Here is a 24749-nt window from a genome sequence, read left to right on the forward strand (position 1 = left end):
GCTCATGGCGAGCGCGACAGCCGCTCTACGATGCGCTGAACATCGGATGCAAACGCGTCATCCCGAGGACCGATGCCAAGCTTGGTTTGGGACAGCGCCACCAGCCGCGCCGCGGTCAGAACCAGCTCGGGCAGCAACGCATGCAACGCGTTGAAATGCTCGGCAATGCTCCCATAATCGGTCTCGTACTCATGCGCGGCTTGGTTGCGGGCCAAGCGCAACGCCTGCCACGTCTCGACCGATGTGATCACGCCGGCCTTTTCAAAGTGCGCAAGCACATGCAAAAAATCGTCGGTGCGCTCCCCCAGCAACAGACTGGCATGCCGCATCGCAGCACCCACCGTGTCCTGCAGCTTGGCGTAGCGCTCGTTGAAGGCCGATAAGGTCTGGTACAGCGCTTCGTCCTTCTTGCGCGCCGCAAGCTCCGCGCCCGATAGCGGCCAAGGCAACTGTTGATCCGCCGCCACCAAAAAATAAACACTGCGTTGGATCGCGGTGAGCAAATCACCAAGGTAAGCTTTGAGATCCTGCAGGGATGTCATGGCGACGGCCGATGAACCAACGCTGTGCCCGTGTCCCGGGCCATTTTCTGGAATGGCGACCACGGGGTCCCGCGGCAGTGGAACACCAAGTCAAATGGCAAGCCCAACCGCTGCTGCAACCGAAGTCCCAGGCGTGCCCGGTCTAAAACGGGTACGGGTTGGTTGGTTTCGATCAACAAATCAACGTCACCACCACGGCGCGCGTCGTCCAACCGCGACCCAAACACAACCACCGTTGCATCGTCGCCGACGGTGGCCCGCACGGTTTCTTGGATGATGCGTTGCTGCGCTGCGGTCAAACGCATGATCGGCCACCAACCGACGTTTGGTGGGTCGTGCAGGATTCGAACCTGCGACCAACGGATTAAAAGTCCGCTGCTCTACCGACTGAGCTAACGACCCGTGCGGTACCGTTGAGGGGTAGCGCGAAAGCTTGCATTATAGCATCATGAAAAACGCGCCAGCCGATCCAGCACCCACCCCGCGGCGCATAGACCGAAGGTGGCCGTCACGGCCACCGACGAGCCGTAGCCGTGGCAGTTGAGGTTGCCCTCGCGGCCCAACGCGCACGATGGGTCGGGCGGGGCGACCGCCTCGCGGCTGAACACCGCGGTAACGCCGATGCGGCCCTGCCGCGGCGCCCCATGCTGGCGGCGCAACCGTTGGCGCAGCCGCGCCAGCAGCGGATCGTGCGTGGCCAGGGCCACATCGTCCACCTCCACCGCGTGCGCCAGCCGCTTGCCCCCCGCCGCGCCCACGGTCACGAACGGCACCTTCTGTGTCGCGCGCGCCCATGCCGCCAGGGTTTCCTTGGCCGCCATCTGGTCGCACGCATCGATAACCGCCAACGGGCGCGCTTCGCCCTGCGCGCGGCACGCCTGCTGCCACAGTTCGGCCCAGTTGTCCGGGGCCACGAAAGCGTCCACCGCCCGCACCCGACACCCGGGGTGGATGCCCGCGATGCGGGCCTGCATCGCATGCACCTTGGCCATGCCCAGCGTGGCGGTGAGCGCGTGCACCTGGCGGTTGACGTTGGATTCGGCCACGTGGTCCAGATCGATCAGCGTGAGCGCCCCCACCCCGCTGCGTGCCAGCGCCTCGGCCGCCCAGGAGCCCACGCCCCCCACGCCGACCACGACCACATGGCTCTCGGCGATGGTGCGCGCCCGACGCGCGCCGTACAGGCGCTGCACGCCACCAAAGCGGCGCGCCGGATCCCAGTCACCCGATGCCGCGTCGGGGGCCGGCGCGTGGGCGTGCGCGGAAACAGCCTTAGTCACGCTCCAGCAACCAAAGCTGGAACCGAAAACCCGCCAGCGCCCCGAGCACGATGCCGACCAACGCCAGCACGCTGGTCAGGCTCAGCGTCGACACCCCGGAGAGCCCCTGCCCGATCGTGCACCCCATGGCGGTGACGCCACCCACGCCCATGCACAGCGCACCCACGATGTGCAGCGCGGTGTCGCGGGTGCCAGCAAAGCCCTCCCAGCGGAAGGTGCGCGTGGCCAGCGCCATCGCGGCGGCGCCGGCGACCACGCCCAACACCGACACCACCCCCAAGGTCAGCACCTTGTTGGCGTCGCTGTAGTAAATCAACCAGTCCAGCGTGTAGGCCATCGGGGCGGTGAAGGTCAAGGCCTCCATGCGCCCGCTTTGCGTGGCCACATAGACCGGCTCCAGCGTTTGTGGGTGTTCCGGCACAAACCCCAACCAGCCGGACACCGCCCACATCGCCGCCACCGTGGCGCCGATGCCCGCCCCCCCCAGCCATGCCTGGCCGCTGCCACGGAAGTCCGGATGCGACGCCGCCCAAACGACGAGCGCGGCCCCCACCCCCACGCCCAGCACCAGTGCCGTGGACGACGGCGCCCAGCCGAACTGCTGCGCCAACCACGCCGGCAAGGGGCTGCCCGGCTGCAGGTCGAACGCCAGACGATCCACCGTGCGATCGCGCAACACCGCGGTGATGCCGCGCAACGTGGCGTAGGCGGCAAACCCCATCACGAAAAAAACCACCAGCGCCTTGAGGCTGCCGCCACCCAGCCGCACCAGCGTCTTGCTGCCGCAGCCCGAGCCCAGCACCATGCCAAAGCCGAACAACGCCCCGCCCAGCAAGGCCGAGGCCCAAATAACACGCCCACTCCAATAAATGGTTTGGGTAGGGTCAACGAGCCCGGCCGCCGCCATCAGGTGAAAACCGATCATGGCCACGCCGATGGCCATCGCCCACATGCGCAGCCGCACGGTGTCGCCCATGTTGACGACGTCGCTGATGGCGCCCATCGTGCAAAAATGGGTGCGCTGGGCCAGTGCGCCAAAGACCGCCGAGACGGCGAAAGCCGCCGCCAGCACCGTGGCGTGCAAAGATTGAAAAGTGGTTTCGTCCATGGTCGGGACGCGATTGTAGAGCGGGCCCGCGCCGCTTGCGGACGTCAGGCGGCTGCGCGAACCGTCACCGCAGACGGCTCAAACGTTCGCGCGCCGCGGCAGCCGCTTCGCTGTCGGGGTAGCGCTGCACCAGCGCCTGCCAGGTGGCCCGTGCGGCCTTGACGTCCTTGAGTTCAACCTGGCAGCTGGCGATGGCCAACATCGCCTCGGGCGCGCGCGGGTGGCGCGGGTAGGCGTCCAGCAAGCGCTGGTACGCGTCGATGGCAGGCTTGTAGTCGCGCGTGGCGTACAAGGCGTTGCCGCGCCAGTACAGCGCCAGCGGCACATAACCGCTTTGGGGGTAACGTTGCACGAAGTCGGCGTACAGCTGCGCCGCGCGGGCGAACTCCGATGCCCGCAGCGCCGCCATCGCGCCTTCGAACGCGGCCTTTTCCTCCGGCCGGGCGGTGAACTCCTGCCCTTCGATCGAGACCTTGACCGGCTCCTGCGCGCGCAAGCGCTCGTCCAGCGCGGCCCACGCGTCGCGCTGCTGGCGCTGCAGCTCGGCCAACTGAAACGCCAGCTGCTCCTGCTGCCCACGCAACTGCGCCAGTTCGCGCCGCAACGCTTCGAGCTGGTTGGTTTGCTCCAGCAACCCGCGGCGCGCCGGGTCCAGCGCCGCCTCCAGCTCGGCCACGCGCTGCCGCGCCGCTTCCAGCTCTTGACGCTGCGCCTCCAGCGCCTGCCGCTGCGCCTCGACGCGGCCACGCAACTCCAAAATCGCGCGGCGCGCCTCGTCGTCGCTGAACAGCGCCCACGCCGGCTGCGCCACCCCACCCAGCAGGGCCAACGCCAGCCACCAAGCCCCCAGGCGCGGTGTACGGTTCGGCACGCTTCGGCCGCTGCGGTGGTTGGGCATCATCGGCACGCTCCTGCTGCGCTTCAGCGGTAAACGAATTCAACGCGGCGATTGCGGCTCCAGGCCTCCTCGCCGCTGCCGGGCACGGCCGGTTTTTCCTTGCCGTAGCTCACCGACTCCATTTGCTCGTCCTGCACGCCCAGCAGCGCCAGCGCACGGCGCACCGCGTCGGCGCGCTTTTGCCCCAGCGCCAGGTTGTACTCGCGGCCACCGCGCTCGTCGGTGTGGCCTTCCAGCACCACGCGGCGCTTGCGGTCGGCGTTGAGGAAGCGCGCGTGCGCTTCCAGCGTGGCCATGTACTCGGGCTTGACGACGTACGAGTCAAAATCGAAGTAAATAACCCGCGCCACGTTGGCCGGCGGCTGCGCCGTTTCGGCCGGCGCCGCTTGCGCCGGGGTGACCGCACGGCCGTCCACACCGCCGCTGGCCGCGCCGCCTGCGGCGCCGCCCTCACCGCCCGCGCCGACGGGCGCCGGACTGCGGTCGGTCACCGGGGCGCCGCCTTCATCCAGCGGCACGCTTGAACACCCCGCCATCAACGCGGCGGCGAGCACGAACGGGGTCAGACGCGCCAGCGGGCGCGCGGAGGTGGGTCGCTTGTTCATCGGGTTCATGTCGTTGGGTTGAAGGGGATCCAAAACGTTGGGCATCGCCATGGTGTCGAGACCTCAAGCCATCCACGGGCCCCAGTCGGGCTCGCGCACGTTGCCTCGCGCGTTGAGGCGGGCCTTGACGCGGCCGTCCAGGCTGGTGGTCATCAGCGCTTCGCGCCCCTGGGTGCGGGTGGCGTAAATGATCAGGCGGCCGTTGGGCGCGAAACCCGGGCTCTCGTCGGCCTGGGTGTCGGTCAACGCCGTCACGGCGCCGCTGCTCAGGTCCATCAGGCGCAACTGAAACGCGCCGCCCTGACGCGTGACGTAGACCATGTGGCGGCCGTCGGGGCTGATGGCGGGCGAGATGTTGTAGCCGCCATCGTAGGTGACGCGCGTCACCTCGCGCCCATCCGGGGTCATGCGGTAAATCTGCGGCGAGCCGCCGCGGTCGCTGACGAAGTACACCGATTTGCCGTCCGGCGCGAAGGCCGGTTCGGTGTCGATGCCCCCGGTCTGCGTGATGCGCTGCGGCTGGCCACCGTCCAGGTCCAGCGCGTAGATCTGCGAGCTGCCGGCCAGCGTCAGCGTCGCGTACACCCGGCGACCGTCGGGCGACCAGGCCGGCGCGCTGTTGGAACCACGAAAACTGGCCAACAGCCGCCGCCGTCCGGTGGCGATGTCGTGCACGTAGATGACGGGCTTGCGCGCTTCGAACGACACGTAGGCCAGTTGCGCGCCGTTGGGTGACCAAGCGGGCGAGATGATCGGCTCACGGCTGGTCAACGCCGGCTGGGCGTTTTCGCCATCCGCATCGGCCACCCACAGGCGGTGTTGTCCCCCCTGCTCGCCAACGTAGGCGATGCGGGTGGCAAACACCCCGCGCTCGCCGGTCAGTTTTTCGTAAACGTAGTCGGCGATGCGGTGCGCCGCCAAACGCAACTGACCCGCGCCGACCGGGTAACTTTGCCCGCCCAGGTCGGTGCCGCGCACCGCATCCCACAGCCGAAACCGCACATCAAAGCGGCCATCGGCCAATGGGCGCACGCTGCCGGTGATCAGCGCATCCACCCCTTGCGCCTTCCACGGCGCCAGATCCGGGCGGGTGGTTTCGTCCAGGCCCTGGGTCTGGCTGGGCACTTGCCGCAACAGCCCGCTGCGCACCAGGTCGGCCGCAACGATCGCCGGCACATCCTGCGGCAGGCCACCCGGTACGCGCCACGGCGCCACCGCAAAGGGAATCTGCTGCATGCCCACGCCGGTGACTTCGACGCGGAACTGCGCGCGCGCCCACGGCGCCGCCAGCGCTGCGGCGGCCGCGCCCAGCCACTGCCGCCGATGCAGCGCCCAGGGGTTATCTGGAAAAGGGTCGATCGAGGAGGTCGTCGTCATGCGCAATACGTCGCCCAGGAGACTCGCCCAGACGAGGAACGGATAATAACGGATCGGCCAAGCGCCTTCGCGGTTGGAACGCTGGCCGGTACGACCGAGTTCCCCACCCCCCTGGATCGACGTTGACATCCACCGCCCCCACCCCGCCCTCGGCCCCGCTGCATCAGCGTTTGCGGCGGCTGTGGCCGTATTTTCGCCCTGCCCGGGTCGGCCTGGGGCTGGCGTTGCTCGGCGCGCTGCTGGCCGCCGCCACCGAGCCGGCCATCCCGGCGTTGCTCAAACTGCTGCTGGACGAGGGGTTTGTCGCCGGGCAGGTGCCGCTGTGGGCGGTGCCACTGGCGCTGATCGGGCTGTTTGCGCTGCGGGGACTGGCCACCTTCGTCGCCCAATACGGCTTGGCCTACACCGCCAACGGTGGCATGGTGGCGCTGCGCCGCGTGCTGTTCGAGCGGCTGGGACACGCGGAGCTGCGCCTGTTCGCCGAGCACAACGCCAGCCAACTGGCCAACACCGTGGTGTACGAGGTCAACAACGGCGCCGGGCAACTGGTCGGGGCCTTGCTGACAGCGGTGCGCACGGCACTCACCATCGTGGCGCTGCTGGGGTATTTGCTGTGGCTCAACTGGGCGCTGACGTTGGTGGTGCTGGCGATGTTTCCGCCGATGGCGTGGGGCATGCGGGTGCTGTCGCGGCGGCTGTACGGGGTGACACGGCGCAGCCAGGACGCCACCGACGCGCTGGCCTACGTCGTCGAAGAAAACGTGCTGGCCCACCGACTGATTCGCTTGCACGAAGCGCAGGCGCAGCAACAGCAGCGGTTCGACCGCCTCAACCAGACGTTGCGCGGCCTGGCGCTCAAGAGCACCGTGGCCGCCGCACTGATGACCCCGCTGACCCAGCTGCTGGCGGCGGCGGCGTTGTCGGCGGTGATCGTGATGGCGCTCGTGCAGGCGCAAGGTGGGGTGTCGGTGGGCAGCTTCGTGGGCTTCGTGACCGCGATGCTGATGCTGGTGACGCCGCTGCGCCAACTGGCCGACATCGCCACGCCGATCACGCGCGGGCTGGCGGCGCTGGAGCGCGGGCTGGCCCTGCTGGAGGCCACGCCGTTGCAAGCCGGCGGACAGCACGACACACCCCGCGTCCACGGCGCCATCGCGTGGGACGACGTGTGGGTGCAATACCGCCACGGCGCCGGGCACGCGCTGCAGGGGGTGACGCTGCACGTCCAACCCGGCGAGGTGGTGGCGCTGGTAGGCCCGTCGGGCTCGGGCAAAACCACGCTGGTCAATCTGCTGCCGCGCTTTGTCGAGGCCAGCCGCGGACGGGTCTTGCTGGACGGGCGCGACGTGCGCGAGTGGGACCTGGTGGCGTTGCGGCGACAGTTCGCCATGGTCAGCCAAGACGTCGTGATGCTCAACGACACGGTGCGCGCCAACGTCGCGCTGGGCGACCCCAACCCGGACGACGCGCGCGTGCAGGCGGCCCTGGCCGCGGCCAACTTGGACGACTGGTGGCCGACGCTGCCCCAAGGGCTGGACACGGTGGTCGGCCACAACGCCGCGCAACTGTCGGGCGGACAGCGTCAACGGCTGGCGATTGCCCGCGCCATCTACAAAGACGCGCCGGTGCTGATCCTGGACGAGGCCACGTCGGCGCTGGACAACACCTCCGAGCGGCTGGTGCAACAAGCCCTGGCACGGCTGATGACCGGGCGCACGACGCTGGTCATCGCGCACCGCTTGTCCACCATCGAACACGCTGACCGCATCGTGGTGCTGGAAGGAGGCTGCGTGGTCGAACAAGGCACGCACGCGCAACTGCTGGCCGCGGATGGCCTGTACGCGCGGCTGCACGCGCGTGGCGAGGCGGCTTTTGCTGGCGACGGCCCCCAGGGGTGACGCACGACCCGCTGTGGTTTGGCCTCGCTGCCCGCTACACTGCGCCCATGGCCGAAAAGCAATTCAACACCGCCGGCCCCAGCAAGCCGGAGCTGCACTACCTGCTGGATCCGCTGGAGCGGGTGGATTTGCAAGAGATCGAAGCGCTGGTCGAAGCGCAGCGCTACGTCGTGCTGCACGCCCCGCATGAGGTCGACGCGCTGGTGGGCGGCACGCTCATTTCACTGCTGCGCTAAATCCGCGCCGGCTACGCGCAGCGCCCGCAGGCTTTTCCGCAAACGGTGGTGCTGTGCGGCGTGCGCGAGCAGCGCGTGCACCGCGTCATCAGCCGCTTGCTGGCCAGCGAGCATTCTGATGACACGTTGCCCACCGACGACGTGGAGTACGTGGTCGACCTTGGCCTCATCACCACCCGCCCGCAGCTGCGCATCGCCAACCGCATCTACCCCGAAGTCATTCCGCGCGAGCTGACCTGGACGCGGCAAATCACCATCGCGCACGAGCAGGCCTGGTACCTCACGCCTGAGCGCCGGCTCGACATGCCCAAGCTGCTGGCGGCGTTTCAGCAGTTCTTCCGCGAAAACGCCGACGCCTGGATCGAGCGCTTTCAGTACAGGAAGCTGGCCCACAGCTGCTGCTGCAGGCGTTTTTGCAGCGCATCGTCAACGGCGGTGGGCGCATCAGCCGCGAGTATGGCTTGGGGCGGCGGCGCACCGACCTCTTGATCGAGTGGCCGATCGACGAAGCGCAGGGGCTGCTGGGGCCGCTGCAGCGGGTGGTGCTGGAGCTCAAGATCGTGCACAAGAGCCTGGAGGCCACGCTGCACGAGGGGCTGGCCCAGACGGCGCAGTACGCCGACCACTGCGGCGCGGATGAGGCGCACCTGATCGTCTTTGACCGCCGGCCGGGTATCCCATGGGACGACAAGATCTGGCAGCGCACCGAGCAAGTCGGCAGCCGCACGGTGGGGGTGTGGGGGATGTGAAGTCGCCCTACAGCAGCACGATGTCGTACTGCTCTTGCGTCATGGCGCTTTCGCTCTGCAGCGAAATCGGCTTGCCGATGAAGTCCGACAGGCCCGCCAGGTGCTGGCTTTCCTCGTCCAGGAAACGCTCGATCACCGCGGGCGCGGCCACGATGCGAAACTCGCGTGGGTTGAAGGCGCGCGCCTCGCGCAAAATCTCACGCAGGATGTCGTAACAGACGGTGCGCGCGGTGCGCACGCGGCCGCGGCCGTCGCACGCCGGGCAGGTTTCCGTCAGCATCTGCGCCAGCGACTCGCGCGTGCGCTTGCGCGTCATTTCCACCAGCCCCAGCGCCGAAAAGCCCCCCACCATCGTCTTGACACGGTCGCGCGCCAGTTGTTTGCGCAGCTCGGCCAGCACGGCTTCGCGGTGCTCTTCGCGCGCCATGTCGATGAAGTCGATGATGATGATGCCCCCCAGGTTGCGCAGCCGCAACTGCCGCGCGATGGCCTGCGCGGCTTCTAGGTTGGTGCGAAACACCGTGTCGTCGAAGTTGCGCGCGCCCACAAACGCGCCGGTGTTGACATCGATCGTGGTCAGCGCTTCGGTCTGGTCGATGATCAGGTAGCCGCCGCTTTTGAGGTCGACGCGCCGGCCCAGCGCGCGCAGGATCTCCTCGTCCACTTGAAAGGGCTCGAAAATCGGCCGCTCGCCACGGTACAGTTGCAGCCGCTCGGCCACCTGCGGCGTGTATTCCTGGGCAAACGCCTGCAAGGCGGCAAACTGCTCGCGCGAGTCGACCTGGATCGAGCGCGTGGCGGGCGTGGCCAAATCCCGCAGCACGCGCTGCACCAGGGTCAGCTCCTCGTACAGCAGGGTCGGGGGGCGGGCGCTGTTGGCACGCTCGCGGATGCGCTGCCATGTTTTGCGCAGGTAGGCGATGTCATCGGCCAGCTCCTCGTCGCTGGCGTCTTCGGCGTTGGTGCGCAGGATGAAGCCACCGCCGCCCTCGCCCACCAGCGACTGCAAGCGCTGGCGCAGGGCCTCGCGCTGGGCGCTGGGGATTTTTTGCGACACCCCGATGTGTTCGTCGTGCGGCAGAAACACCAGCAGCCGCCCCGCTATACTGATCTGCGCCGTCAGCCGCGCGCCTTTGCTGCCGATGGGGTCCTTGAGCACCTGCACCAGCAGCGACTGGCCCTCGAACACCTGGCGCTCGATGGGCGGCGGCGCGGGGCGCCCGCCCCCGTGGTCGGCGTCGGCGCGCGCGGGGCCGAACCGCTGCTGGATGTGCGGCAGCAAATCGGCCACATGCAAAAATGCCGTGCGTTCCAAGCCGATGTCGATGAACGCCGACTGCATGCCCGGCAGCACACGCTGCACCCGCCCGACGTAGATGTTGCCCACCAGCCCGCGCTCCAGCGCGCGCTCGATGTGCACCTCCTGCACCGCGCCTTGCTCAATGATGGCCACGCGCGTTTCCTGCGGCGACCAGTTGATGAGGATGTCGTGCGTCATGGCGTGCAAGGTTACCGCAGCGGGGTCAGGCCGGCGCGCGCCAGCAGCTCGCCGGTCTCGAACGCCGGCAGGCCGACGATGCCGCTGTGGCTGCCATGGATGCGCCGTACCCACAGCGCCGCCACACCCTGGATGGCGTAAGCGCCGGCTTTGCCCATCGGCTCGCCGCTGGTGACGTAGGCGTCGATCTCCGCCGAGGTCAGCCACTTGAACAGCACCCGCGAGCGGCTCAGCCGCAGCCAGCGCCGCGGGCCGTGCGCCACCGCCACGGCGGTCAGCACCTCGTGCGCACGCCCGCTCAAGCGCGCCAGCATCACCGCCGCGTCGGCGGCGTCGGTGGGCTTGCCCAGGATCGCGCCGTCCACGGCCACCGTGGTGTCGGCGCTCAGCACCACGCCCGCCGGCCAGCTGCGGCGGCGCAGGCGGGCCACCGCCGCGGCCAGCTTGGCGCGCGTCACACGCCGCACGTAGGCGGCGGGCGGCTCGTTCGGTGCGGGCACTTCCAGCTCCTCGGGGTCTTCGTGCGCGTCGGGCAGCAGCGGCACCGGTGTCACGCCCCAGGTGCGCAGCAGCTCGTGGCGGCGCGGGCTTTGCGACGCCAGATAGACCCAGGGGCGGCCATCGGTGGGCAGGTCGGGCGGGCTCATGCGCGGTGGTAAGGATGTCCGTGAACGATGGACCAGGCGCGGTACAACTGTTCCAACAGCACCACGCGCGCGAGCGCGTGGGGCAACGTCAGGTCCGACAGGCGCAGCCGCTCGTGGGCCTGCTCGCGCAACGCCGGGTTCAGCCCATCAGGGCCGCCGATCAACAGCGCGACGTCGGCGCCCAGATGCTGCCACCGTTGCCAGCGTTGGGCGAGCTGCTCGGTGGTGCAGCGCTGGCCGCGCTCGTCCAGCGCAACCACGTGGGCGCTTTTGGGCAGGGCGGCACGCAGCCGCTCGGCTTCGGCGGCCATGCAGGCCTCGGCCCCGCGCGTGTCGGTGCGCGGCTCGGCTTTGACGGTCTGCAGCACGACGCGCTGCGTTGGCGGAAAGCGCTTCAAGTAATCCGCGCACGCGGCCTCGGCCCAGTCGGGCAAGCGCTGCCCGACGGCCAGCACGTGGATTTTCATGCTGGATCGGCAGCGCTTGCGGGACGCCGGCGCCGCGGCGCCCGGTTGGACGCTGGGGCCGCGGTGGTGGCAGGGGCGGTCCCCGAAGCGGCGGTCCGCGTGGCCGCGCGACGCAGCCGCACCGGCTTGTCGCCCCAAATCTCCTCCAGCCGGTAGTACTGGCGGATGGCCGGCTGCATCACGTGCACGACGGCGGCGCCGCAGTCGACGATGATCCACTCGCCGTTGTCCTCGCCCTCCAGCCGGGGCTTGGGAAAGCCGGCCTCCACGACCTTGTCGCGCACGCTGGCGGCCAGCGCCTTGGTTTGGCGGTTGGAGGTGCCGCTGGCGATGATGACGCGCTCGAACAGCGGGGTGAGCGCCTGCGTGTCGTACACGCGGATGTCCTGCGCTTTGACGTCTTCCAGGCCATCGACGATGGCACGCTGAAGTATTTGGATGCGGCGTTGGGCGGCGGTGTCGGTCATGGATCGGTGGGTGAAGGGAGACGGTACAAACCGTGTTCGACAATATACCGCGCAACCGCCACCGGCACCAGCGCGCGCAGCGCCGCTTCGTCGGCGCCTGCGGCCACGGCTGCACGCACGGCGGTGGAGCTGACCGGCAGCGGCGGCAGCTCCAAGCTCAGGGCACAGGCCCCGGGTGGACCTGGGGCGACGCAGCCCGGCCGCTGCGCCACCACCACCGTGGCCAGCGCCAGCACGTCGCGCCAGCGTTTCCAGGTGGGCAGCGCCGCCCACTGGTCGGCCCCCAGCAGCAGCAACAGCTCGGCCGCGGGGTGCTCGGCACGCAGCTCGGTCAGCGTGTCCACCGTGTACGAAGGCCCCGTGCGCCGCAGCTCGCGCGCGTCCAGCACCACGCCGGGCAAATCGCCAAACGCCCGTTGGCACATCGCCAGCCGATGCGCCGCGTCGGTCAGCGGGCGTGCCTTGTGCCAGGCCTGCCCGGTGGGCACGATGTGCAGCGCATCGAGGTCTAGCTGCGCCAGCGCCGCCTCGGCCAGCGCCCGGTGCGCGCGGTGGGGCGGGTCAAACGCCCCACCCAGCACACCGACACGGCGCCGCTGCGGGGCTGGCCGCTCGCTCACAACCAATCCCGTCGCACCAAAAATTCGGTCAGCAGGCGATGCTCCGGCGTGCCCGGCGCCGGTCGCTCGTCGTAGGCCCAGCGCACCAGCGGCGGCATCGACAGCAGGATCGACTCGGTGCGCCCGCCCGACTGCAAGCCGAAGTGCGTTCCACGATCCCACACCAGGTTGAACTCGACGTAGCGACCACGCCGGTACAGTTGGAACTGGCGCTCGCGCTCACCGTAAGGCGTGTCCTTGCGCCGCTGCACGATGGGCACGTAGGCGTGCAAAAAGGCATCCCCCACCGCCCGTGTCAGCGCCAGCCCGCCTTCGACGCCGAGTTCGGTGAGGTCGTCGTAAAAAATGCCGCCGATGCCGCGCTGTTCCCCCCGGTGGCGCAGGCAAAAATAGTCATCGCACCAGGCTTTGAAGCGCGGGTATTTGTCGTCGCCAAACGGCGCCAGCGCCTGCGCGCAGGTACGGTGAAAATGCACCGCGTCCTCTTCGAAGCCGTAGTACGGCGTCAGGTCCATGCCGCCGCCGAACCAGCTCACCGCAGCGCCACCCTGGGGGCGTGCCGTGATCATGCGCACATTCATGTGCACGGTGGGCACGTACGGGTTGCGCGGGTGGAACACGAGCGACACGCCCAACGCCTCGAAGGGCGCGCCCGCCAGCTCCGGCCGGTGCTGGGTGGCCGAGGGCGGCAGCCGCGGGCCGCTGACGTGGGAAAACCCGCAGCCGGCGCGCTCGAACACCTCGCCGCCTTCCAGGATTTGCGTCACGCCGCTGCCTTGCAGCGTGCTGCCGGGCTCCTTTTCCCAGGCGTCGGACAGGAACGATCGCCCGTCGATTTCGGCGATCGCGCTGGTGATGCGTGCCTGCAAGCCCAGCAGGTACTCGCGCATCGTAGGCACCGGGTCGTTCACGGCTGCTCTCCTCTGAAGGTCGCCCAGGGTGGCCGCGCGGCCTCAACCGCGCGCCAGCGCCCGGTGGCCAATGTCACGCCGGTATTGCATGCCGGCCAGGCGCACGCCATCGACCAGCGCGTAGGCCCGCGCGCGCGCGGCGGCCACATCCGTGCCCAGGGCCGTGCAGCACAGCACCCGCCCACCGCTGGCGACCAAGCGCCCGGTCGCGTCCAGCGCGGTGCCGGCATGGAACACCATGGCGTCGTCGCCGTCGGCCGGCAGCGCTTCGATGACGTCGCCCTTGCGAGGGTTGAGAGGGTAGCCCTCGGCGGCCACCACCACCCCCAGCGCCACGCGCTCGTCCCACTGCAGCGTCACTTGGTCGAGCCGCCCTTCGGTGGCCGCCAGCAGCACCGGCACCAGGTCGCTGCGCAGCCGCATCAGGATGGGCTGGGTTTCGGGGTCGCCCATGCGGCAGTTGAACTCCAGCGTGCGCGGCGTGCCGTCCGGCGCGATCATCAGCCCGGCGTACAAAAAGCCCGTGTAGGGCGTGCCTTCGGCCGCCATGGCGCGCACGGTGGGCTCGATGATGTCGCGCATCACGCGCGCGTGCACCTCGGGCGTGACCACGGGCGCGGGCGAATAGGCCCCCATGCCACCCGTGTTGGGGCCGGCGTCGCCGTCGAGCAGCCGTTTGTGGTCCTGGCTCGTGGCCAGCGGCAGCACGTGCTCGCCGTCCACCAGCACGATGAAGCTGGCTTCCTCGCCCTCCAGGTACGACTCGATGACCACGCGCGCGCCCTCGGCGTTGTGCTGCACGCCCAGCCGGTTGTCCAGCAGCATGAAGTCGATCGCCTCGTGCGCCTCGGCGGCCGTCATCGCCACCACCACGCCTTTGCCGGCGGCCAGGCCATCGGCCTTGACGACGATGGGCGCGCCGACGCGCTCGACGTAGGCGTGCGCGGCGGCCGCGTCGGCAAAGGTCTCGTGCGCCGCGGTCGGGATGCCGTGGCGCTGCATGAACGCTTTGGCAAAGGCTTTGGAGCTCTCCAGGCGTGCCGCGGCCTGCGTCGGCCCGAAGATGCGCAGCCCCGCGGCCCGGAAGGCATCGACGATGCCGGCGGCCAGCGGCGCTTCGGGCCCCACCACGGTCAGGTCGATGCGCTGCTCGCGCGCCCAGTCGCGCAACGCCGCCACGTCGCTCAGCGGCACGTTGGTCAGACGCGGGTCGCGCGCGGTGCCGCCGTTGCCCGGCGCCACGAACACCTGCGCCGCCTGCGGCGACTGCGCCAGCTTCCACGCCAGCGCATGCTCGCGGCCGCCCCCCCCCACCACCAGGATGCGCAGCCCGCCGCTCATAGGTCGAGCTCCGCGTTGTGGAACACCTCCTGCACGTCGTCCAGGTCTTCCAGCGCGTCCAGCAGCTTTTGCATGCGCTGCGCGTCCTCGCCGCTCAAGGCCACGGTGTTGGTGGGACGCCAGGTCACCTCGGCCATCGCCGGCCTCAACCCCGCGGCTTGCAGCGCGTCGCGCACCGCTTCGAACTGCGTCGGCGCGGTCAGCACCTCGATCGAGCCGTCATCCTGCGTCAGCACGTCGTCGGCGCCGGCTTCCAGCGCCACTTCCATCACCTTGTCTTCGGACACGCCGGGCTCGAACACGATCTGCCCGCAGTGCTGGAACTGAAACGCCACCGAACCCTCGGTGCCGAGGTTGCCGCCATGCTTGGAAAACACATGCCGCACCTCGGCCACCGTGCGCACGCGGTTGTCGGTCATGCAGTCCACGATCACCGCCGCGCCACCGATGCCGTAGCCCTCGTAGCGCACCTCCTCGTACTGCACACCTTCCAGGTTGCCGGTGGCTTTGTCGATGTTGCGCTTGATCGTGTCGGCGGGCATGTTGGCCGCTTTGGCCTTTTCGATCGCCAGCCGCAGGCGCGGGTTGGCCGCCGGGTCACCACCGCCTTGGCGCGCCGCGATCATGATCTCGCGCACCACGCGCGTCCAGATGCGCTGGCGCTTTTCATCCTGCCGCGCCTTGCGGTGCTGGATGTTGGCCCACTTGGAATGTCCTGCCATGCGAACCTCGTCGTCGTTTGCGTCGTTCGTCCAGCCCCCGCAGGGGCAATCCGTTATTCTACGCGGCACCCCTGTTGCAACCCGATCCTCCACGACCCATGAGCGCTTCCATCCTCGTCGCCCGACGTGACGCCACCGAGTGCCACCTGCTGCTGGACAAGGCCAACCGGCATGGCCTGATCACCGGCGCCACCGGCACCGGCAAAACCGTCACCCTGCAAACGCTGGCCGAAGGGTTTTCGCGCCACGGCGTGCCGGTGTTTCTGGCCGACGTCAAAGGGGACCTGACCGGCATCAGCCAGCCCGGCCGCATCGAGGGCAAACTGGCCCAGGTGCTGGCCGAACGCGGCCTGCCCGCCCCGCAGCCGGCCGCTTGCCCGGTGACGCTGTGGGACGTGTTCGGCGAACAAGGCCACCCCGTGCGCGCCACGGTGTCGGACATGGGCCCGCTGCTGTTGGCACGCATGCTGGGCCTCAACGACACCCAGGCCGGCGTGCTCAACCTGGTGTTCAAGATCGCCGACGACCAGGGCCTGTTGCTGCTGGACCTGAAGGACCTGCGCGCGATGCTGCAGCACGTCGGCGACAACGCGCGCCAATTCACCACCGAGTACGGCAACATCAGCGCCGCCAGCGTGGGCGCCATCCAGCGCGGCCTGCTGACGCTGGAACAACAAGGCGCCGAGCGCTTTTTTGGCGAGCCGATGCTCGACATCGCCGACCTGATGCAGACCGTCGACGGGCGTGGCGTCGTCAACATCCTGGCCGCCGACAAGCTGCTGACCGCGCCGCGCCTGTACGGCGCGTTTCTGCTGTGGCTGCTGTCGGAGCTGTTCGAGGCGCTGCCCGAAGTGGGCGACCTGGACAAACCCAAGCTGGTGTTTTTCTTTGACGAAGCGCACCTGCTGTTCGCCGACGCGCCACCGGTGCTGCTGGAGCGCATCGAACTGGTCGTGCGGCTGATTCGCTCCAAGGGCGTGGGGGTGTACTTTGTGACGCAAAACCCGCTGGACGTGCCCGACAGCATCCTGGGCCAACTGGGCAACCGCATCCAGCACGCCCTGCGTGCCTACACACCGCGCGACCAAAAAGCCGTCAAGGCCACCGCGCAAACGATGCGACCCAAGCCAGGGCTCGACCTGGAGCGCGCCATCACCGAACTGGGCGTCGGCGAGGCGTTGGTCAGCCTGCTCGACGCCAAAGGCCGCCCCAGCGAAACCGAGCGCGCCTGGGTGTTGCCGCCGGCCAGCCGGCTGGGCCCCATCACCCCTGAGGAGCGTGCGGCGCTGCTGCGCGGCTCGCTCGTGGCCGGGGTGTACGAGCAAGCGGTGGACCGCGAAAGCGCCTACGAACGGCTGCGCGCCGCCCACGCCGGCGGCGCGGGGGCGGCTGGCGCCGCGTCCGCAACCGCGGCGCCCACCGTCACGGCAGGCACCGGCTTGGGTGGCCTGGTCGGTGAGCTGCTGTTGGGCCGTACCGGGCCGCGCGGTGGTCAGACCGACGGTTTGGTGCAGACGGTGGTCAAGACGGCGGTACGGCAGGTCGGCGCCCAGCTCGGACGTGAACTGGTGCGCGGGCTGTTGGGTGGCCTGGTGGGTGGCAGCAGCCGACGCCGTTGACCCGGCCTGGCGGCGTTGCGGGTAATTCCGAGCCCCCTGCGCCGCGGACGGCGCCTATACTGCAACCACCATGAAGCGGCCTGCCACACCATGCTGATTGCGTTTGCCCTGCTCGGGTGGGCCTGCGCCGCTGCGGCAGGCTGGGCGTGGTGGCGCGCCCACGATCGGCAGCGCCGCACCCAGGGGCTGCTGGACGACGAGCGCCAGCGTTTTTCCGAGCTGCTGGACCGGCTCGACATCGCGCATTGGCGCCGCAACCTCGACAGCGGCGAGCTGTGGTGGTCGGCGGTGTTTCGGCGCATGCACGGCATCGGCCCCGAGGAGGCCGCCGCCCGGGAAAACGCCCTGCGCCACCTGGTCCCCGACGACCGCGCCCGCGTCAACCAGGAACTGGAGCAAGCCTACCAACGCGGCCAGGGCGAAACGCACTACCGCGTGCGCCAACCCGACGGCCGCGTCACGCACCACCTGCTGCGCATCACCGTCACGCGCGACCCCGCCAGCGGCCAACGCATCGCCTACGGCATCAACATCGACATCACCGAGCGCGTGCGGCTGGAAGAGGCCCTGCGCCAGCGCAGCGCGTACCTGGAAGCGATCGTGCACAACCTGCCGATGGGTCTGAGCGTGTTCGACCGCGACCTCAAACTGCGGGTGTGGAACGCCGAATTTGGCCGTGTGCTGGAGCTGCCCGCCGAGCTGCTGCGCGAGGGGGTGGACTTTGGCGACCTGATCCGGGTACCGGCCAGCCGGGGCGAGTACGGACCGGTGGACGTCGAGCAAGCCGTGGCTGAGCGGCGCGCGCTGGCGCTGCGCTTCGAGCCGCACCGCCTTGAGCGCACCCGCCCCAACGGGCGCACCCACCTCGTCATCGGCGAGCCGATCCATGTCGATGGCGAGTTGCTGGGCTTTGTCACGACCTACACCGACATCACCGACGAGCAACGCCAACGCCTGCGGCTGGAGCGCACCGTGGACGTGCTGCAAACCCTGGTGGCCAACATCCCGGTCGGCGTGTCGATGGTCGATGGCGAACTCAAGGTCCAGGTGTGGAACGAGCTTCTGGTGGAGCTGCTGGACCTGCCGCGCGCGCTGCTGGCGCGCGAGGGCGTCACGTTGAGCGATGTGCTGCGCTACAACGTGGAGCGTGGCGAGTACGGCCCCACCGACGACCCCGAGGGCATGCTGCGCGCGCTGACCGAGCGGGCGCTGCGCTTCGAGCCGCACCACTTCGAGCGCGTGCGCCCCAACGGCCGCGTGCTGGAGGTGCGCGGCCAGCCGCTGCGCACCGGCGGCTTCGTGACGGTCTACACCGACATCACCGAACGCCGCCGCGCCCAGGCCGAAATCGAGCGTCTGGCGCGCACCGACACGCTCACCGGCCTGGCCAACCGCACGGCGTGGCTGGAGCAGCTGCACCAGGCCTTGGCCGCCCGGGCGCGTCGCGGGGGCCAGCTGGCGGTGCTGTTCATCGATCTGGACCGCTTCAAGCCGGTCAACGACTCGCTGGGCCACGCCGCCGGTGACGCCGTGCTGCAACAAACCGCGCAGCGCTTGCGCCAACGGCTGCGCCAGAGTGACCTCATCGGGCGCCTGGGTGGCGATGAGTTCGTCGTCACGCTGCCGGATCTGGACGACGACAGCCAGGCCGCCCGCGTGGCCATGCAGCTGCTGCAGGCACTCACCGAACCGTTCGAGGTTGCGGTGGGGGAGGCCGCCGCGCCCCAGCGGGTGTACCTCAGCCCCTCCATCGGCATCGCACTGGCGCCCCGGGACGCCGACACGGCCGCCGAGCTGCTGCGCCTGGCTGACCTCGCGATGTACAGCGCCAAGACCGACGGCGGCGCCAGTTGGCGTTACTACGAACCCGCGATGAACGACGCCGTGCTGCGCCGCATTGAGCTGGAAACCCGGCTGCGCGACGCCATCCGCATCGGCGCGCTGGAGCTGCACTACCAACCCATCCACGCGCTGCGTGACGGCCTGCCGCTGCTGGGCTTCGAGGCCCTGGTGCGCTGGCCCCAGCCGGACGGCACGCTGCTGCCCCCGGCGCAGTTCATCCCGTTGGCCGAGAGTTCGGCCGAATTGATCGATGCGCTGGGCGCCTGGGTGTGCGCCACCGCGCTGCACCACCTCACGTTGTGGCGGCGCGACCACCCTGGCCTGACGCTGAGCGTCAACCTGTCGGCACGGCAGTTCGACCGCGTGGGCTTGGCCGACCGCGTCATCGGTGTCGTGGCCGCCAGCCGCGGCGAAAGCGACGACGGCCAGGTACCGCTGCAGGGTCTGGAATTTGAAATCACCGAAGGCGCGATGATGCGCGATCCGCAACGCACGCACGAGGAGCTGATGCGGCTGCGTGAGGCCGGGGCCACGATCGCGATCGACGATTTCGGCACCGGGTACTCGTCGCTGGCGTACCTGAAGCAACTGCCCATCGACCGGCTCAAGATCGACCGCACGTTCGTGCGCGACCTGGACCGCGACGCCGACGACGCTGCCATCGTGCTGGCGGCGGTGGAGCTGGCGCATCGCTTGGGGCGTGCCGCCGTGGCCGAAGGCGTCGAGCGCCCCACCCAGTTGCACGCCTTGCGCGCGATGGGCTGCGACGCCGTGCAAGGTTACGGGCTGGCCCAACCGATGCCGGCGCGCCAGGTGCCCGCCTACCTGCGTGGCGTCGCCGCCGGTGAGCACCTGCGCTGGCTTCAGCCCACCGGCAGCCCCAGCGCGGCGGCGTAATCCCACAGCGCCTGCACCACACCCAGCGCGGCCGCGTCGCCACGGGCGCGGGCCTCGGCGTGCGCCTGCAGCAGTTGCTGGCGTCGGGTCTGCCACGGGGTGGCACCGCCCGCCCCGTCCAGCAGGCGCGCACGGCAGTTCGCCTGCCAGCGCGCGCGCTCGTCAGCGTCCAGCGTGTCCGGGTGGTTGCGGGCGCGAAAGCGAAACACGAGCTCGCCCAGGCGCGCGTCGTCAAAGCCCATCTCGCGCCATGCCGGCTCCCTCGGGTCCAGCGCCCGCAGCCGCGCCAGCCGCCGCCGGTCGGCGTCGCCGACGAAGCCGTCGTACAGCGCCGCGTCCACATCCGGCTCGGGCCGTGCGGTCGGCGTGGCGTAGACCTCGGCCCACAGGCCGCTCAGGTCGGGCAACTGCACGATGCGCTGCGCGTTGCGCTCGATGACGCCCCAGTCCACGCCCCAACGCTCGGCCACAGGCCCACGCACCACCTGCAGCTGCCCCAGCACAAACGGCGCGCGGTTGAGGTGCACGCTCTTGATCGGCAGGCGCGTCACCCCGGCGGGCAAATCCTGCGCGCGCACGAACAAGCGCGCGCGCACCTCGTCGGCGCGCAAATCGGCCAGCTCGCGCGGGTCGTGCGCCAAATCCCAGGCGATGATTTCGTTGCGGTTGCGCGGGTGCTGCGCCAGCGGCCACATCACCGCCCAAAAGCCCCGCGCCGCGCCCAACATACCCGACACATGCACGAACGGCCGCGCCTGCGCCGCCAGCCGCGGCAAGCCCAGCTCCTGCATCACGCGCTCGCGCCGCCGCAGCCCCAAGGCAAACTCGAACAAGCGTGGCTGGCGCGCACGCAGCAGCCGCGCCAGCGCGATGGTGGCGCGCACGTCCGACAGCGCGTCGTGCGCCTGGGTGTGCGTGAGCCCATTGGCGGCGCTCAAATGCTCCAGCCGCAGGCTCACCTGCCCGTCGTCGCCGCGCGGCCACTCGATGCCCTCGGGCCGCAGCGCCCACGCGGCGCGCATCACGTCGAGCAAATCCCAGCGGCTGCAGCCGTCGCGCCACTCGCGCCCATAGGGGTCGAGCAGGTTGCGCCACAGCAGGTGGCGCGTGAATTCGTCGTCGAAGCGGATCGAGTTGTAGCCGACGCCGATCGTGCCGGGCTGCGACAGCTCCGCATGGATGCGCTCGGCGAACACGCGCTCCGGCCAACCATGGCGCTGACAGTGCTGCGGTGTGATGCCGGTCAGCACGCAACTCTGGGGGTCGGGAAAGAAGTCCGGCGTCGGCTGGCAGTACGCCACCAGCGGCTCGCCGATTTCGCGCAGCTCGGCGTCGGTGCGCACCCCGGCAAACTGCGCCGGCCGGTCCACGCGCGCGTCGCGGCCAAAGGTCTCGTAGTCGTGCCAGTAAAACGTCGTGTGGTCCGGGCTCATCGGTGCGCATCGTAACCGCTGGGCGCCTGGGCGCCCGCGGGCACCGCGGCGGTGCTACAGTCACTGCATGCGCCCCACCCTACCCTCCGACCTGACGGTGACGACCTTGCCCACGCCGTGGGGGCGGGCCCTGGCGGCCGCCAGCGCCCAGGGCCTGCACGCGCTGTGGCTGGGCGACGACGACGCGGCGTTGCTAACGTTGTGGCGCCGCGCCTGGGGTCACCCGGCGCCGCTGGGTGTGCTGCCCACCGCGTGGCAGGCGGTTTTGCGCGAGGTGCTGGCCCACCCGGGCACCCCGTGCCCGCTGCCGCTGGCACCCCAGGGCAGCCCCTTCCAGCAACGTGTCTGGGCGGCGCTGCACACCATCGCGCCGGGCCAAACCCTCAGCTACGGGGCGCTGGCGGCGCGCCTGGGCATGCCCAACGCCGCACGCGCCGTGGCCAGCGCCTGCGCGCGCAACCCGTTGGCCGTCGTCATCCCCTGCCACCGCGTGGTGGGCGCCGACGGACGGCTGAGCGGCTACCGCTGGGGGTTGGCGCGCAAGCGCGCCCTGTTGCAGGCCGAAGCCGCCAGCGCCCGGCCCACCTAACACGACCGCCCCGCGCGCCGTGCGCGGGCGGCATCGGTGCCGCTGGCACCCCGGCCACGCCGGAGGCACCAGGTCAGTCCGCGGTGGCTTCCTCGGGCTCGGCCGGCTCGGCCTTGCGGTCTTTCTTGGGCAGCGGTTGGATGTCGAGCTTGACCTGCGGCTCGCCGCCGTCGGCCGGGGTTTCGATGTCCACCGTCAGGCGCCCGCCGTCCACCAGGCGGCCAAAGAGCAGCTCGTCGGCCAGCGCACGGCGGATCGTGTCCTGGATGAGCCGCTGCATCGGGCGCGCGCCCATCAGGGGGTCGAAGCCCTTCTTGGCCAGGTGCTTGCGCAGCGCGTCGGTGAAGGTGACCTCCACCTTCTTCTCGGCCAACTGCTGCTCCAGCTGCAGCAGGAATTTGTCCACCACGCGCAAAATGACCTGCTCGTCCAGCGGCTTGAAGCTCACGATGGCATCGAGCCGGTTGCGGAACTCCGGCGTGAACAGGCGCTTGATGTCGGCCATCTCGTCGCCCGCTTGCCGCTGCGTGGTGAAGCCGATGGTGGACTTTTGCATCGTCTCGGCGCCGGCGTTGGTCGTCATGATGATGATGACGTTGCGGAAGTCCGCCTTGCGCCCGTTGTTGTCGGTCAGCGTGCCGTGGTCCATCACCTGCAGCAGCACGTTGAAGATGTCCGGGTGCGCCTTTTCGATTTCATCGAGCAGCAGCACGCAGTGCGGCTTCTTGGTGATGGCCTCGGTCAACAGGCCGCCCTGGTCAAAGCCGACGTACCCCGGCGGCGCGCCGATCAGGCGGCTGACCGCGTGGCGCTCCATGTACTCCGACATGTCGAAGCGCACGAGTTCGATGCCAAGGATGTAGGCCAGCTGCTTGGCCGCCTCGGTCTTGCCCACGCCCGTCGGACCGCTGAACAAGAACGCCCCGATGGGCTTGTCCGGCTTGCCCAGGCCCGAGCGCGCCATCTTGACCGCCGACGCCAGCAGCTCCAGCGCCTTGTCTTGCCCGAACACCACCGCCTTGAGGTCGCGCTCCAGGTTTTGCAGCTTGCTGCGGTCGTCGCTGGAGACGCTGGCCGGCGGGATGCGCGCGATCTTGGCCACGATCTCCTCGATCTCGGCCTTGCCAATGGTCTTTTTGCGCTTGGACGGCGGCGCCACCCGCTGCGCCGCGCCGGCTTCGTCGATGACGTCGATGGCCTTGTCGGGCAGGTGACGGTCGTTGATGTACTTGGCCGACAGCTCCGCCGCCGCTTGCAGCGCCGCGGTGGCGTACTTGACGCCGTGGTGCTCCTCGAAGCGGGACTTGAGCCCCTTGAGGATTTCCACCGTTTGCTCCACGGTCGGCTCGACGACGTCGATTTTCTGGAAGCGCCGCGACAGCGCGGCGTCTTTCTCGAAAATCCCGCGGTACTCGGTGAAGGTGGTGGCGCCGATGCACTTGAGCTGGCCGCTTGAGAGCGCCGGCTTGAGCAGGTTGGACGCATCCAACGTGCCGCCCGACGCCGCGCCCGCGCCGATCAGCGTGTGGATCTCGTCGATGAACAAAATGGCGCCGGGACGGTCCTTGAGCGCCTTGAGCACGCCTTTGAGGCGCTGCTCGAAGTCACCCCGGTATTTGGTGCCGGCCAGCAACGCCCCCATGTCCAGCGCGTACACGGTGGCGTCGGCCAGCACCTCGGGCACGTCCTTTTGCACGATGCGCCAGGCCAGCCCTTCGGCGATGGCGGTTTTGCCCACGCCCGCTTCGCCCACCAGCAGGGGGTTGTTTTTGCGCCGGCGGCACAGCACCTGGATGACGCGCTCGACCTCGGCCTCGCGCCCGATCAGCGGGTCGATGCGCCCTTCGCGCGCGGCCTGGTTGAGGTTTTGCGTGAACTGCTCCAGCACCGAGGCCTTTTCGTTGCCACGCGCGCCTTCGCTGGCGCCGGCTTCGTCGGCCTCGGGCCCGTCGTTGGCCTTGGCCGGCTCGGGCGTGTCACCCTTGCGGATGCCGTGCGCGATGTAGTTGACCACGTCCAGCCGCGTGATGCCCTGCTGGTGCAGGTAGTACACGGCGTGCGAATCCTTCTCGCCAAAGATGGCCACCAGCACGTTGGCGCCGGTCACTTCCTTTTTGCCGTTGCCGGTGGACTGCACGTGCATGATGGCACGCTGGATCACGCGCTGAAAGCCCAGCGTGGGCTGCGTGTCCACCTCGTCGGTGCCGGCGACGATGGGGGTGTTGTCCTTGATGAAGGTGGTGAGCTGCTTGCGCAACTCCTCGATGTTGGCGTTGCACGCGCGCAGCACCTCGGCGGCGCTCGGGTTGTCCAACAGCGCCAGCAGCAGGTGCTCGACGGTGATGAACTCGTGCCGCTGCTGCCGCGCCTCGACAAAGGCCATGTGGAGGCTGACTTCAAGTTCCTGGGCAATCATGGGGCACTTCCTTCGACTGACGATGCTGCGGCCATCCTGACACACCGCGTGCGCCGGGTATGGTCCGATAAATGGGGCGTTGCGCTCATGTTTCAACCGGCTCCGCGATGCATTGCAACGGGTGGCCGGCGGCGCGCGCCGCCTGGGTCACCTGCTCGACCTTGGTCGTGGCCACGTCGTGCGAGTACACCCCGCAGACCCCGCGCCCGTGCACGTGCACCTTCAGCATGATCTGCGTGGCCGTCTCGCGGTCTTTGTGAAAAAACTCTTGCAACACCTGCACGACAAACTCCATCGGCGTGAAGTCGTCGTTGAGCAGCACCACCTGGTACAGCCGCGGCGGTGGCACGCGCTGGCGACGCCGTTCCACCACCACCGCTTCGCCGCCACCCGGCAGCTGCGGGGTCAGGTCGGGTTGCTTGGGTGTCGTGGCCATGTGCACATTCTGCAATAAATCGCCGCGCCTTTCACGTCGGAGGGTATGTCCGCTGGTCGCCCTCTACGGGGCACCACCTGGTGCAGGTTGGGTATCATGCCGCCGACCATCGGCGACCCCATCGCCGTGGATCCCTTGCCAAGCAGAGGAG

25 protein-coding genes and 1 tRNA gene are annotated in these 24749 nt (G+C 69.4%); 7 read left to right on the forward strand and 19 right to left on the reverse strand.

Features of this window, described 5'->3' with window-relative positions; all coding sequences use genetic code 11:
* Positions 1-2: 2 nt before the first annotated feature.
* From EDC36_RS02805 to tolB, 8 genes are all read right to left on the reverse strand, one after another.
* A complete protein-coding gene (locus EDC36_RS02805; RefSeq protein WP_132961750.1) occupies positions 3-542 on the reverse strand; it encodes a hypothetical protein in 540 nt (179 codons plus the stop codon).
* Complete coding sequence (locus tag EDC36_RS02810; RefSeq protein WP_132961751.1) at positions 539-847, reverse strand: nucleotidyltransferase domain-containing protein; 309 nt, start codon at positions 845-847, stop codon at positions 539-541. Before EDC36_RS02810 ends, EDC36_RS02805 begins: the two co-directional genes overlap by 4 nt.
* Before the next feature lie 21 nt (positions 848-868).
* A tRNA-Lys gene (locus EDC36_RS02815) sits at positions 869-944 on the reverse strand.
* A 44-nt stretch (positions 945-988) separates the two neighbouring features.
* Positions 989-1822 (reverse strand): tRNA threonylcarbamoyladenosine dehydratase, encoded by an 834-nt coding sequence (locus tag EDC36_RS02820; RefSeq protein WP_132961752.1) that lies wholly within the window; start codon positions 1820-1822, stop codon positions 989-991.
* Positions 1815-2930, reverse strand: coding sequence for a YeeE/YedE family protein (locus EDC36_RS02825; protein ID WP_132961753.1), 1116 nt, complete (start codon positions 2928-2930; stop codon positions 1815-1817). Before EDC36_RS02825 ends, EDC36_RS02820 begins: the two co-directional genes overlap by 8 nt.
* Positions 2931-2994: 64 nt before the next feature.
* Positions 2995-3831 (reverse strand): tol-pal system protein YbgF, encoded by an 837-nt coding sequence (ybgF, locus tag EDC36_RS02830; protein WP_243646449.1) that lies wholly within the window; start codon positions 3829-3831, stop codon positions 2995-2997.
* 20 nt (positions 3832-3851) lie between these two features.
* Complete coding sequence (gene pal / locus EDC36_RS02835; protein WP_132961754.1) at positions 3852-4433, reverse strand: peptidoglycan-associated lipoprotein Pal; 582 nt, start codon at positions 4431-4433, stop codon at positions 3852-3854.
* A 63-nt stretch (positions 4434-4496) separates the two neighbouring features.
* Positions 4497-5810, reverse strand: a complete 1314-nt coding sequence (gene tolB, locus EDC36_RS02840; protein ID WP_132961755.1) for a Tol-Pal system beta propeller repeat protein TolB — start codon at positions 5808-5810, stop codon at positions 4497-4499.
* A gap of 122 nt (positions 5811-5932) precedes the next feature.
* Here tolB and msbA point away from each other — a divergent pair, with 122 nt between their 5' ends.
* From msbA to EDC36_RS13230, 4 genes are read left to right on the forward strand one after another with little or no spacing between them, the layout of a single operon-like run.
* A complete protein-coding gene (gene msbA / locus EDC36_RS02845; protein ID WP_132961756.1) occupies positions 5933-7708 on the forward strand; it encodes a lipid A export permease/ATP-binding protein MsbA in 1776 nt (591 codons plus the stop codon).
* 47 nt (positions 7709-7755) lie between these two features.
* The gene (locus EDC36_RS13220; RefSeq protein ID WP_207895024.1) at positions 7756-7944 is read left to right on the forward strand and encodes a hypothetical protein; all 189 of its coding nucleotides are present in this window, start codon (positions 7756-7758) and stop codon (positions 7942-7944) included.
* Positions 7945-7989: 45 nt separating this feature from the next.
* A complete protein-coding gene (locus tag EDC36_RS13225) occupies positions 7990-8433 on the forward strand; it encodes a hypothetical protein (protein WP_207895025.1) in 444 nt (147 codons plus the stop codon).
* On the forward strand, positions 8430-8693 hold the full coding sequence (locus tag EDC36_RS13230; RefSeq protein ID WP_207895026.1) for a hypothetical protein: 264 nt from the start codon (positions 8430-8432) through the stop codon (positions 8691-8693). The genes EDC36_RS13225 and EDC36_RS13230 overlap by 4 nt, the downstream gene beginning before the upstream one ends.
* A 7-nt stretch (positions 8694-8700) precedes the next feature.
* Here the strand turns inward: EDC36_RS13230 and rng are convergent, their stop codons facing one another.
* The 8 genes from rng to EDC36_RS02890 all read right to left on the reverse strand — a co-directional run bounded on the left by rng (position 8701) and on the right by EDC36_RS02890 (position 15366).
* The gene (gene rng, locus EDC36_RS02855) at positions 8701-10191 is read right to left on the reverse strand and encodes a ribonuclease G (RefSeq protein ID WP_132961757.1); all 1491 of its coding nucleotides are present in this window, start codon (positions 10189-10191) and stop codon (positions 8701-8703) included.
* 11 nt (positions 10192-10202) lie between these two features.
* On the reverse strand, positions 10203-10838 hold the full coding sequence (locus tag EDC36_RS02860; protein ID WP_132961758.1) for a Maf family protein: 636 nt from the start codon (positions 10836-10838) through the stop codon (positions 10203-10205).
* Positions 10835-11305 carry a 23S rRNA (pseudouridine(1915)-N(3))-methyltransferase RlmH gene (rlmH, locus tag EDC36_RS02865; RefSeq protein ID WP_132961759.1) on the reverse strand — a complete coding sequence of 157 codons (471 nt, stop codon included), beginning with the start codon at positions 11303-11305 and terminating at the stop codon, positions 10835-10837. The genes EDC36_RS02860 and rlmH overlap by 4 nt, the downstream gene beginning before the upstream one ends.
* A complete protein-coding gene (gene rsfS / locus EDC36_RS02870; protein ID WP_243646450.1) occupies positions 11302-11772 on the reverse strand; it encodes a ribosome silencing factor in 471 nt (156 codons plus the stop codon). Before rsfS ends, rlmH begins: the two co-directional genes overlap by 4 nt.
* Positions 11769-12392 carry a nicotinate (nicotinamide) nucleotide adenylyltransferase gene (gene nadD / locus EDC36_RS02875; protein WP_132961760.1) on the reverse strand — a complete coding sequence of 208 codons (624 nt, stop codon included), beginning with the start codon at positions 12390-12392 and terminating at the stop codon, positions 11769-11771. The genes rsfS and nadD overlap by 4 nt, the downstream gene beginning before the upstream one ends.
* The gene (gene hemF, locus EDC36_RS02880; RefSeq protein WP_132961905.1) at positions 12389-13282 is read right to left on the reverse strand and encodes an oxygen-dependent coproporphyrinogen oxidase; all 894 of its coding nucleotides are present in this window, start codon (positions 13280-13282) and stop codon (positions 12389-12391) included. Before hemF ends, nadD begins: the two co-directional genes overlap by 4 nt.
* Before the next feature lie 63 nt (positions 13283-13345).
* Positions 13346-14632, reverse strand: coding sequence for a phosphoribosylamine--glycine ligase (gene purD / locus EDC36_RS02885; protein ID WP_132961906.1), 1287 nt, complete (start codon positions 14630-14632; stop codon positions 13346-13348).
* Positions 14633-14640: 8 nt separating this feature from the next.
* Entirely contained in the window at positions 14641-15366 is a 726-nt protein-coding gene (locus tag EDC36_RS02890; protein WP_132961761.1) for a YebC/PmpR family DNA-binding transcriptional regulator, read from the reverse strand.
* 98 nt (positions 15367-15464) lie between these two features.
* On the opposite strand from EDC36_RS02890, the gene EDC36_RS02895 reads away from it, so the two are divergent.
* Positions 15465-16985 (forward strand): helicase HerA-like domain-containing protein, encoded by a 1521-nt coding sequence (locus tag EDC36_RS02895; RefSeq protein ID WP_132961762.1) that lies wholly within the window; start codon positions 15465-15467, stop codon positions 16983-16985.
* Positions 16986-17075: 90 nt separating this feature from the next.
* Positions 17076-19724 (forward strand): sensor domain-containing protein, encoded by a 2649-nt coding sequence (locus tag EDC36_RS02900; protein WP_132961763.1) that lies wholly within the window; start codon positions 17076-17078, stop codon positions 19722-19724.
* On the opposite strand, the gene sbcB is transcribed toward EDC36_RS02900, so the two are convergent.
* Complete coding sequence (sbcB, locus tag EDC36_RS02905) at positions 19691-21157, reverse strand: exodeoxyribonuclease I (protein WP_132961764.1); 1467 nt, start codon at positions 21155-21157, stop codon at positions 19691-19693. The two genes, EDC36_RS02900 and sbcB, sit on opposite strands and share 34 nt — an antisense overlap.
* 67 nt (positions 21158-21224) lie before the next feature.
* Here sbcB and EDC36_RS02910 point away from each other — a divergent pair, with 67 nt between their 5' ends.
* A complete protein-coding gene (locus EDC36_RS02910) occupies positions 21225-21746 on the forward strand; it encodes a methylated-DNA--[protein]-cysteine S-methyltransferase (protein WP_132961765.1) in 522 nt (173 codons plus the stop codon).
* A 73-nt stretch (positions 21747-21819) separates the two neighbouring features.
* On the opposite strand, the gene clpA is transcribed toward EDC36_RS02910, so the two are convergent.
* Together clpA and clpS are read right to left on the reverse strand one after the other, a co-directional pair.
* Positions 21820-24162 carry an ATP-dependent Clp protease ATP-binding subunit ClpA gene (gene clpA, locus EDC36_RS02915; RefSeq protein ID WP_132961766.1) on the reverse strand — a complete coding sequence of 781 codons (2343 nt, stop codon included), beginning with the start codon at positions 24160-24162 and terminating at the stop codon, positions 21820-21822.
* Positions 24163-24247: 85 nt separating this feature from the next.
* Positions 24248-24598, reverse strand: a complete 351-nt coding sequence (clpS, locus tag EDC36_RS02920) for an ATP-dependent Clp protease adapter ClpS (RefSeq protein WP_132961767.1) — start codon at positions 24596-24598, stop codon at positions 24248-24250.
* Positions 24599-24749 lie beyond the last annotated feature (151 nt).

Origin of the sequence: Tepidimonas ignava (assembly GCF_004342625.1) — a bacterium.
In the GTDB taxonomy this organism is placed as follows: Bacteria; Pseudomonadota; Gammaproteobacteria; order Burkholderiales; family Burkholderiaceae_C; genus Tepidimonas; species Tepidimonas ignava.

Coding starts and splice junctions, on each gene's coding strand:
- rlmH (WP_132961759.1), bottom strand. CDS start 11,305: ATGAAAATCCACGTGCTGGCCGTCGGGCAGCGCTTGCCCGACTGGGCC.
- EDC36_RS02805 (WP_132961750.1), bottom strand. CDS start 542: ATGACATCCCTGCAGGATCTCAAAGCTTACCTTGGTGATTTGCTCACC.
- clpS (WP_132961767.1), bottom strand. CDS start 24,598: ATGGCCACGACACCCAAGCAACCCGACCTGACCCCGCAGCTGCCGGGT.
- EDC36_RS02895 (WP_132961762.1), top strand. CDS start 15,465: ATGAGCGCTTCCATCCTCGTCGCCCGACGTGACGCCACCGAGTGCCAC.
- EDC36_RS02910 (WP_132961765.1), top strand. CDS start 21,225: ATGCGCCCCACCCTACCCTCCGACCTGACGGTGACGACCTTGCCCACG.
- EDC36_RS02860 (WP_132961758.1), bottom strand. CDS start 10,838: ATGAGCCCGCCCGACCTGCCCACCGATGGCCGCCCCTGGGTCTATCTG.
- hemF (WP_132961905.1), bottom strand. CDS start 13,282: ATGCGCGAGTACCTGCTGGGCTTGCAGGCACGCATCACCAGCGCGATC.
- sbcB (WP_132961764.1), bottom strand. CDS start 21,157: ATGAGCCCGGACCACACGACGTTTTACTGGCACGACTACGAGACCTTT.
- tolB (WP_132961755.1), bottom strand. CDS start 5,810: ATGACGACGACCTCCTCGATCGACCCTTTTCCAGATAACCCCTGGGCG.
- ybgF (WP_243646449.1), bottom strand. CDS start 3,831: ATGATGCCCAACCACCGCAGCGGCCGAAGCGTGCCGAACCGTACACCG.
- EDC36_RS02810 (WP_132961751.1), bottom strand. CDS start 847: ATGCGTTTGACCGCAGCGCAGCAACGCATCATCCAAGAAACCGTGCGG.
- pal (WP_132961754.1), bottom strand. CDS start 4,433: ATGAACAAGCGACCCACCTCCGCGCGCCCGCTGGCGCGTCTGACCCCG.
- EDC36_RS13220 (WP_207895024.1), top strand. CDS start 7,756: ATGGCCGAAAAGCAATTCAACACCGCCGGCCCCAGCAAGCCGGAGCTG.
- rng (WP_132961757.1), bottom strand. CDS start 10,191: ATGACGCACGACATCCTCATCAACTGGTCGCCGCAGGAAACGCGCGTG.
- EDC36_RS02900 (WP_132961763.1), top strand. CDS start 17,076: ATGCTGATTGCGTTTGCCCTGCTCGGGTGGGCCTGCGCCGCTGCGGCA.
- EDC36_RS02890 (WP_132961761.1), bottom strand. CDS start 15,366: ATGGCAGGACATTCCAAGTGGGCCAACATCCAGCACCGCAAGGCGCGG.
- clpA (WP_132961766.1), bottom strand. CDS start 24,162: ATGATTGCCCAGGAACTTGAAGTCAGCCTCCACATGGCCTTTGTCGAG.
- rsfS (WP_243646450.1), bottom strand. CDS start 11,772: ATGACCGACACCGCCGCCCAACGCCGCATCCAAATACTTCAGCGTGCC.
- EDC36_RS02825 (WP_132961753.1), bottom strand. CDS start 2,930: ATGGACGAAACCACTTTTCAATCTTTGCACGCCACGGTGCTGGCGGCG.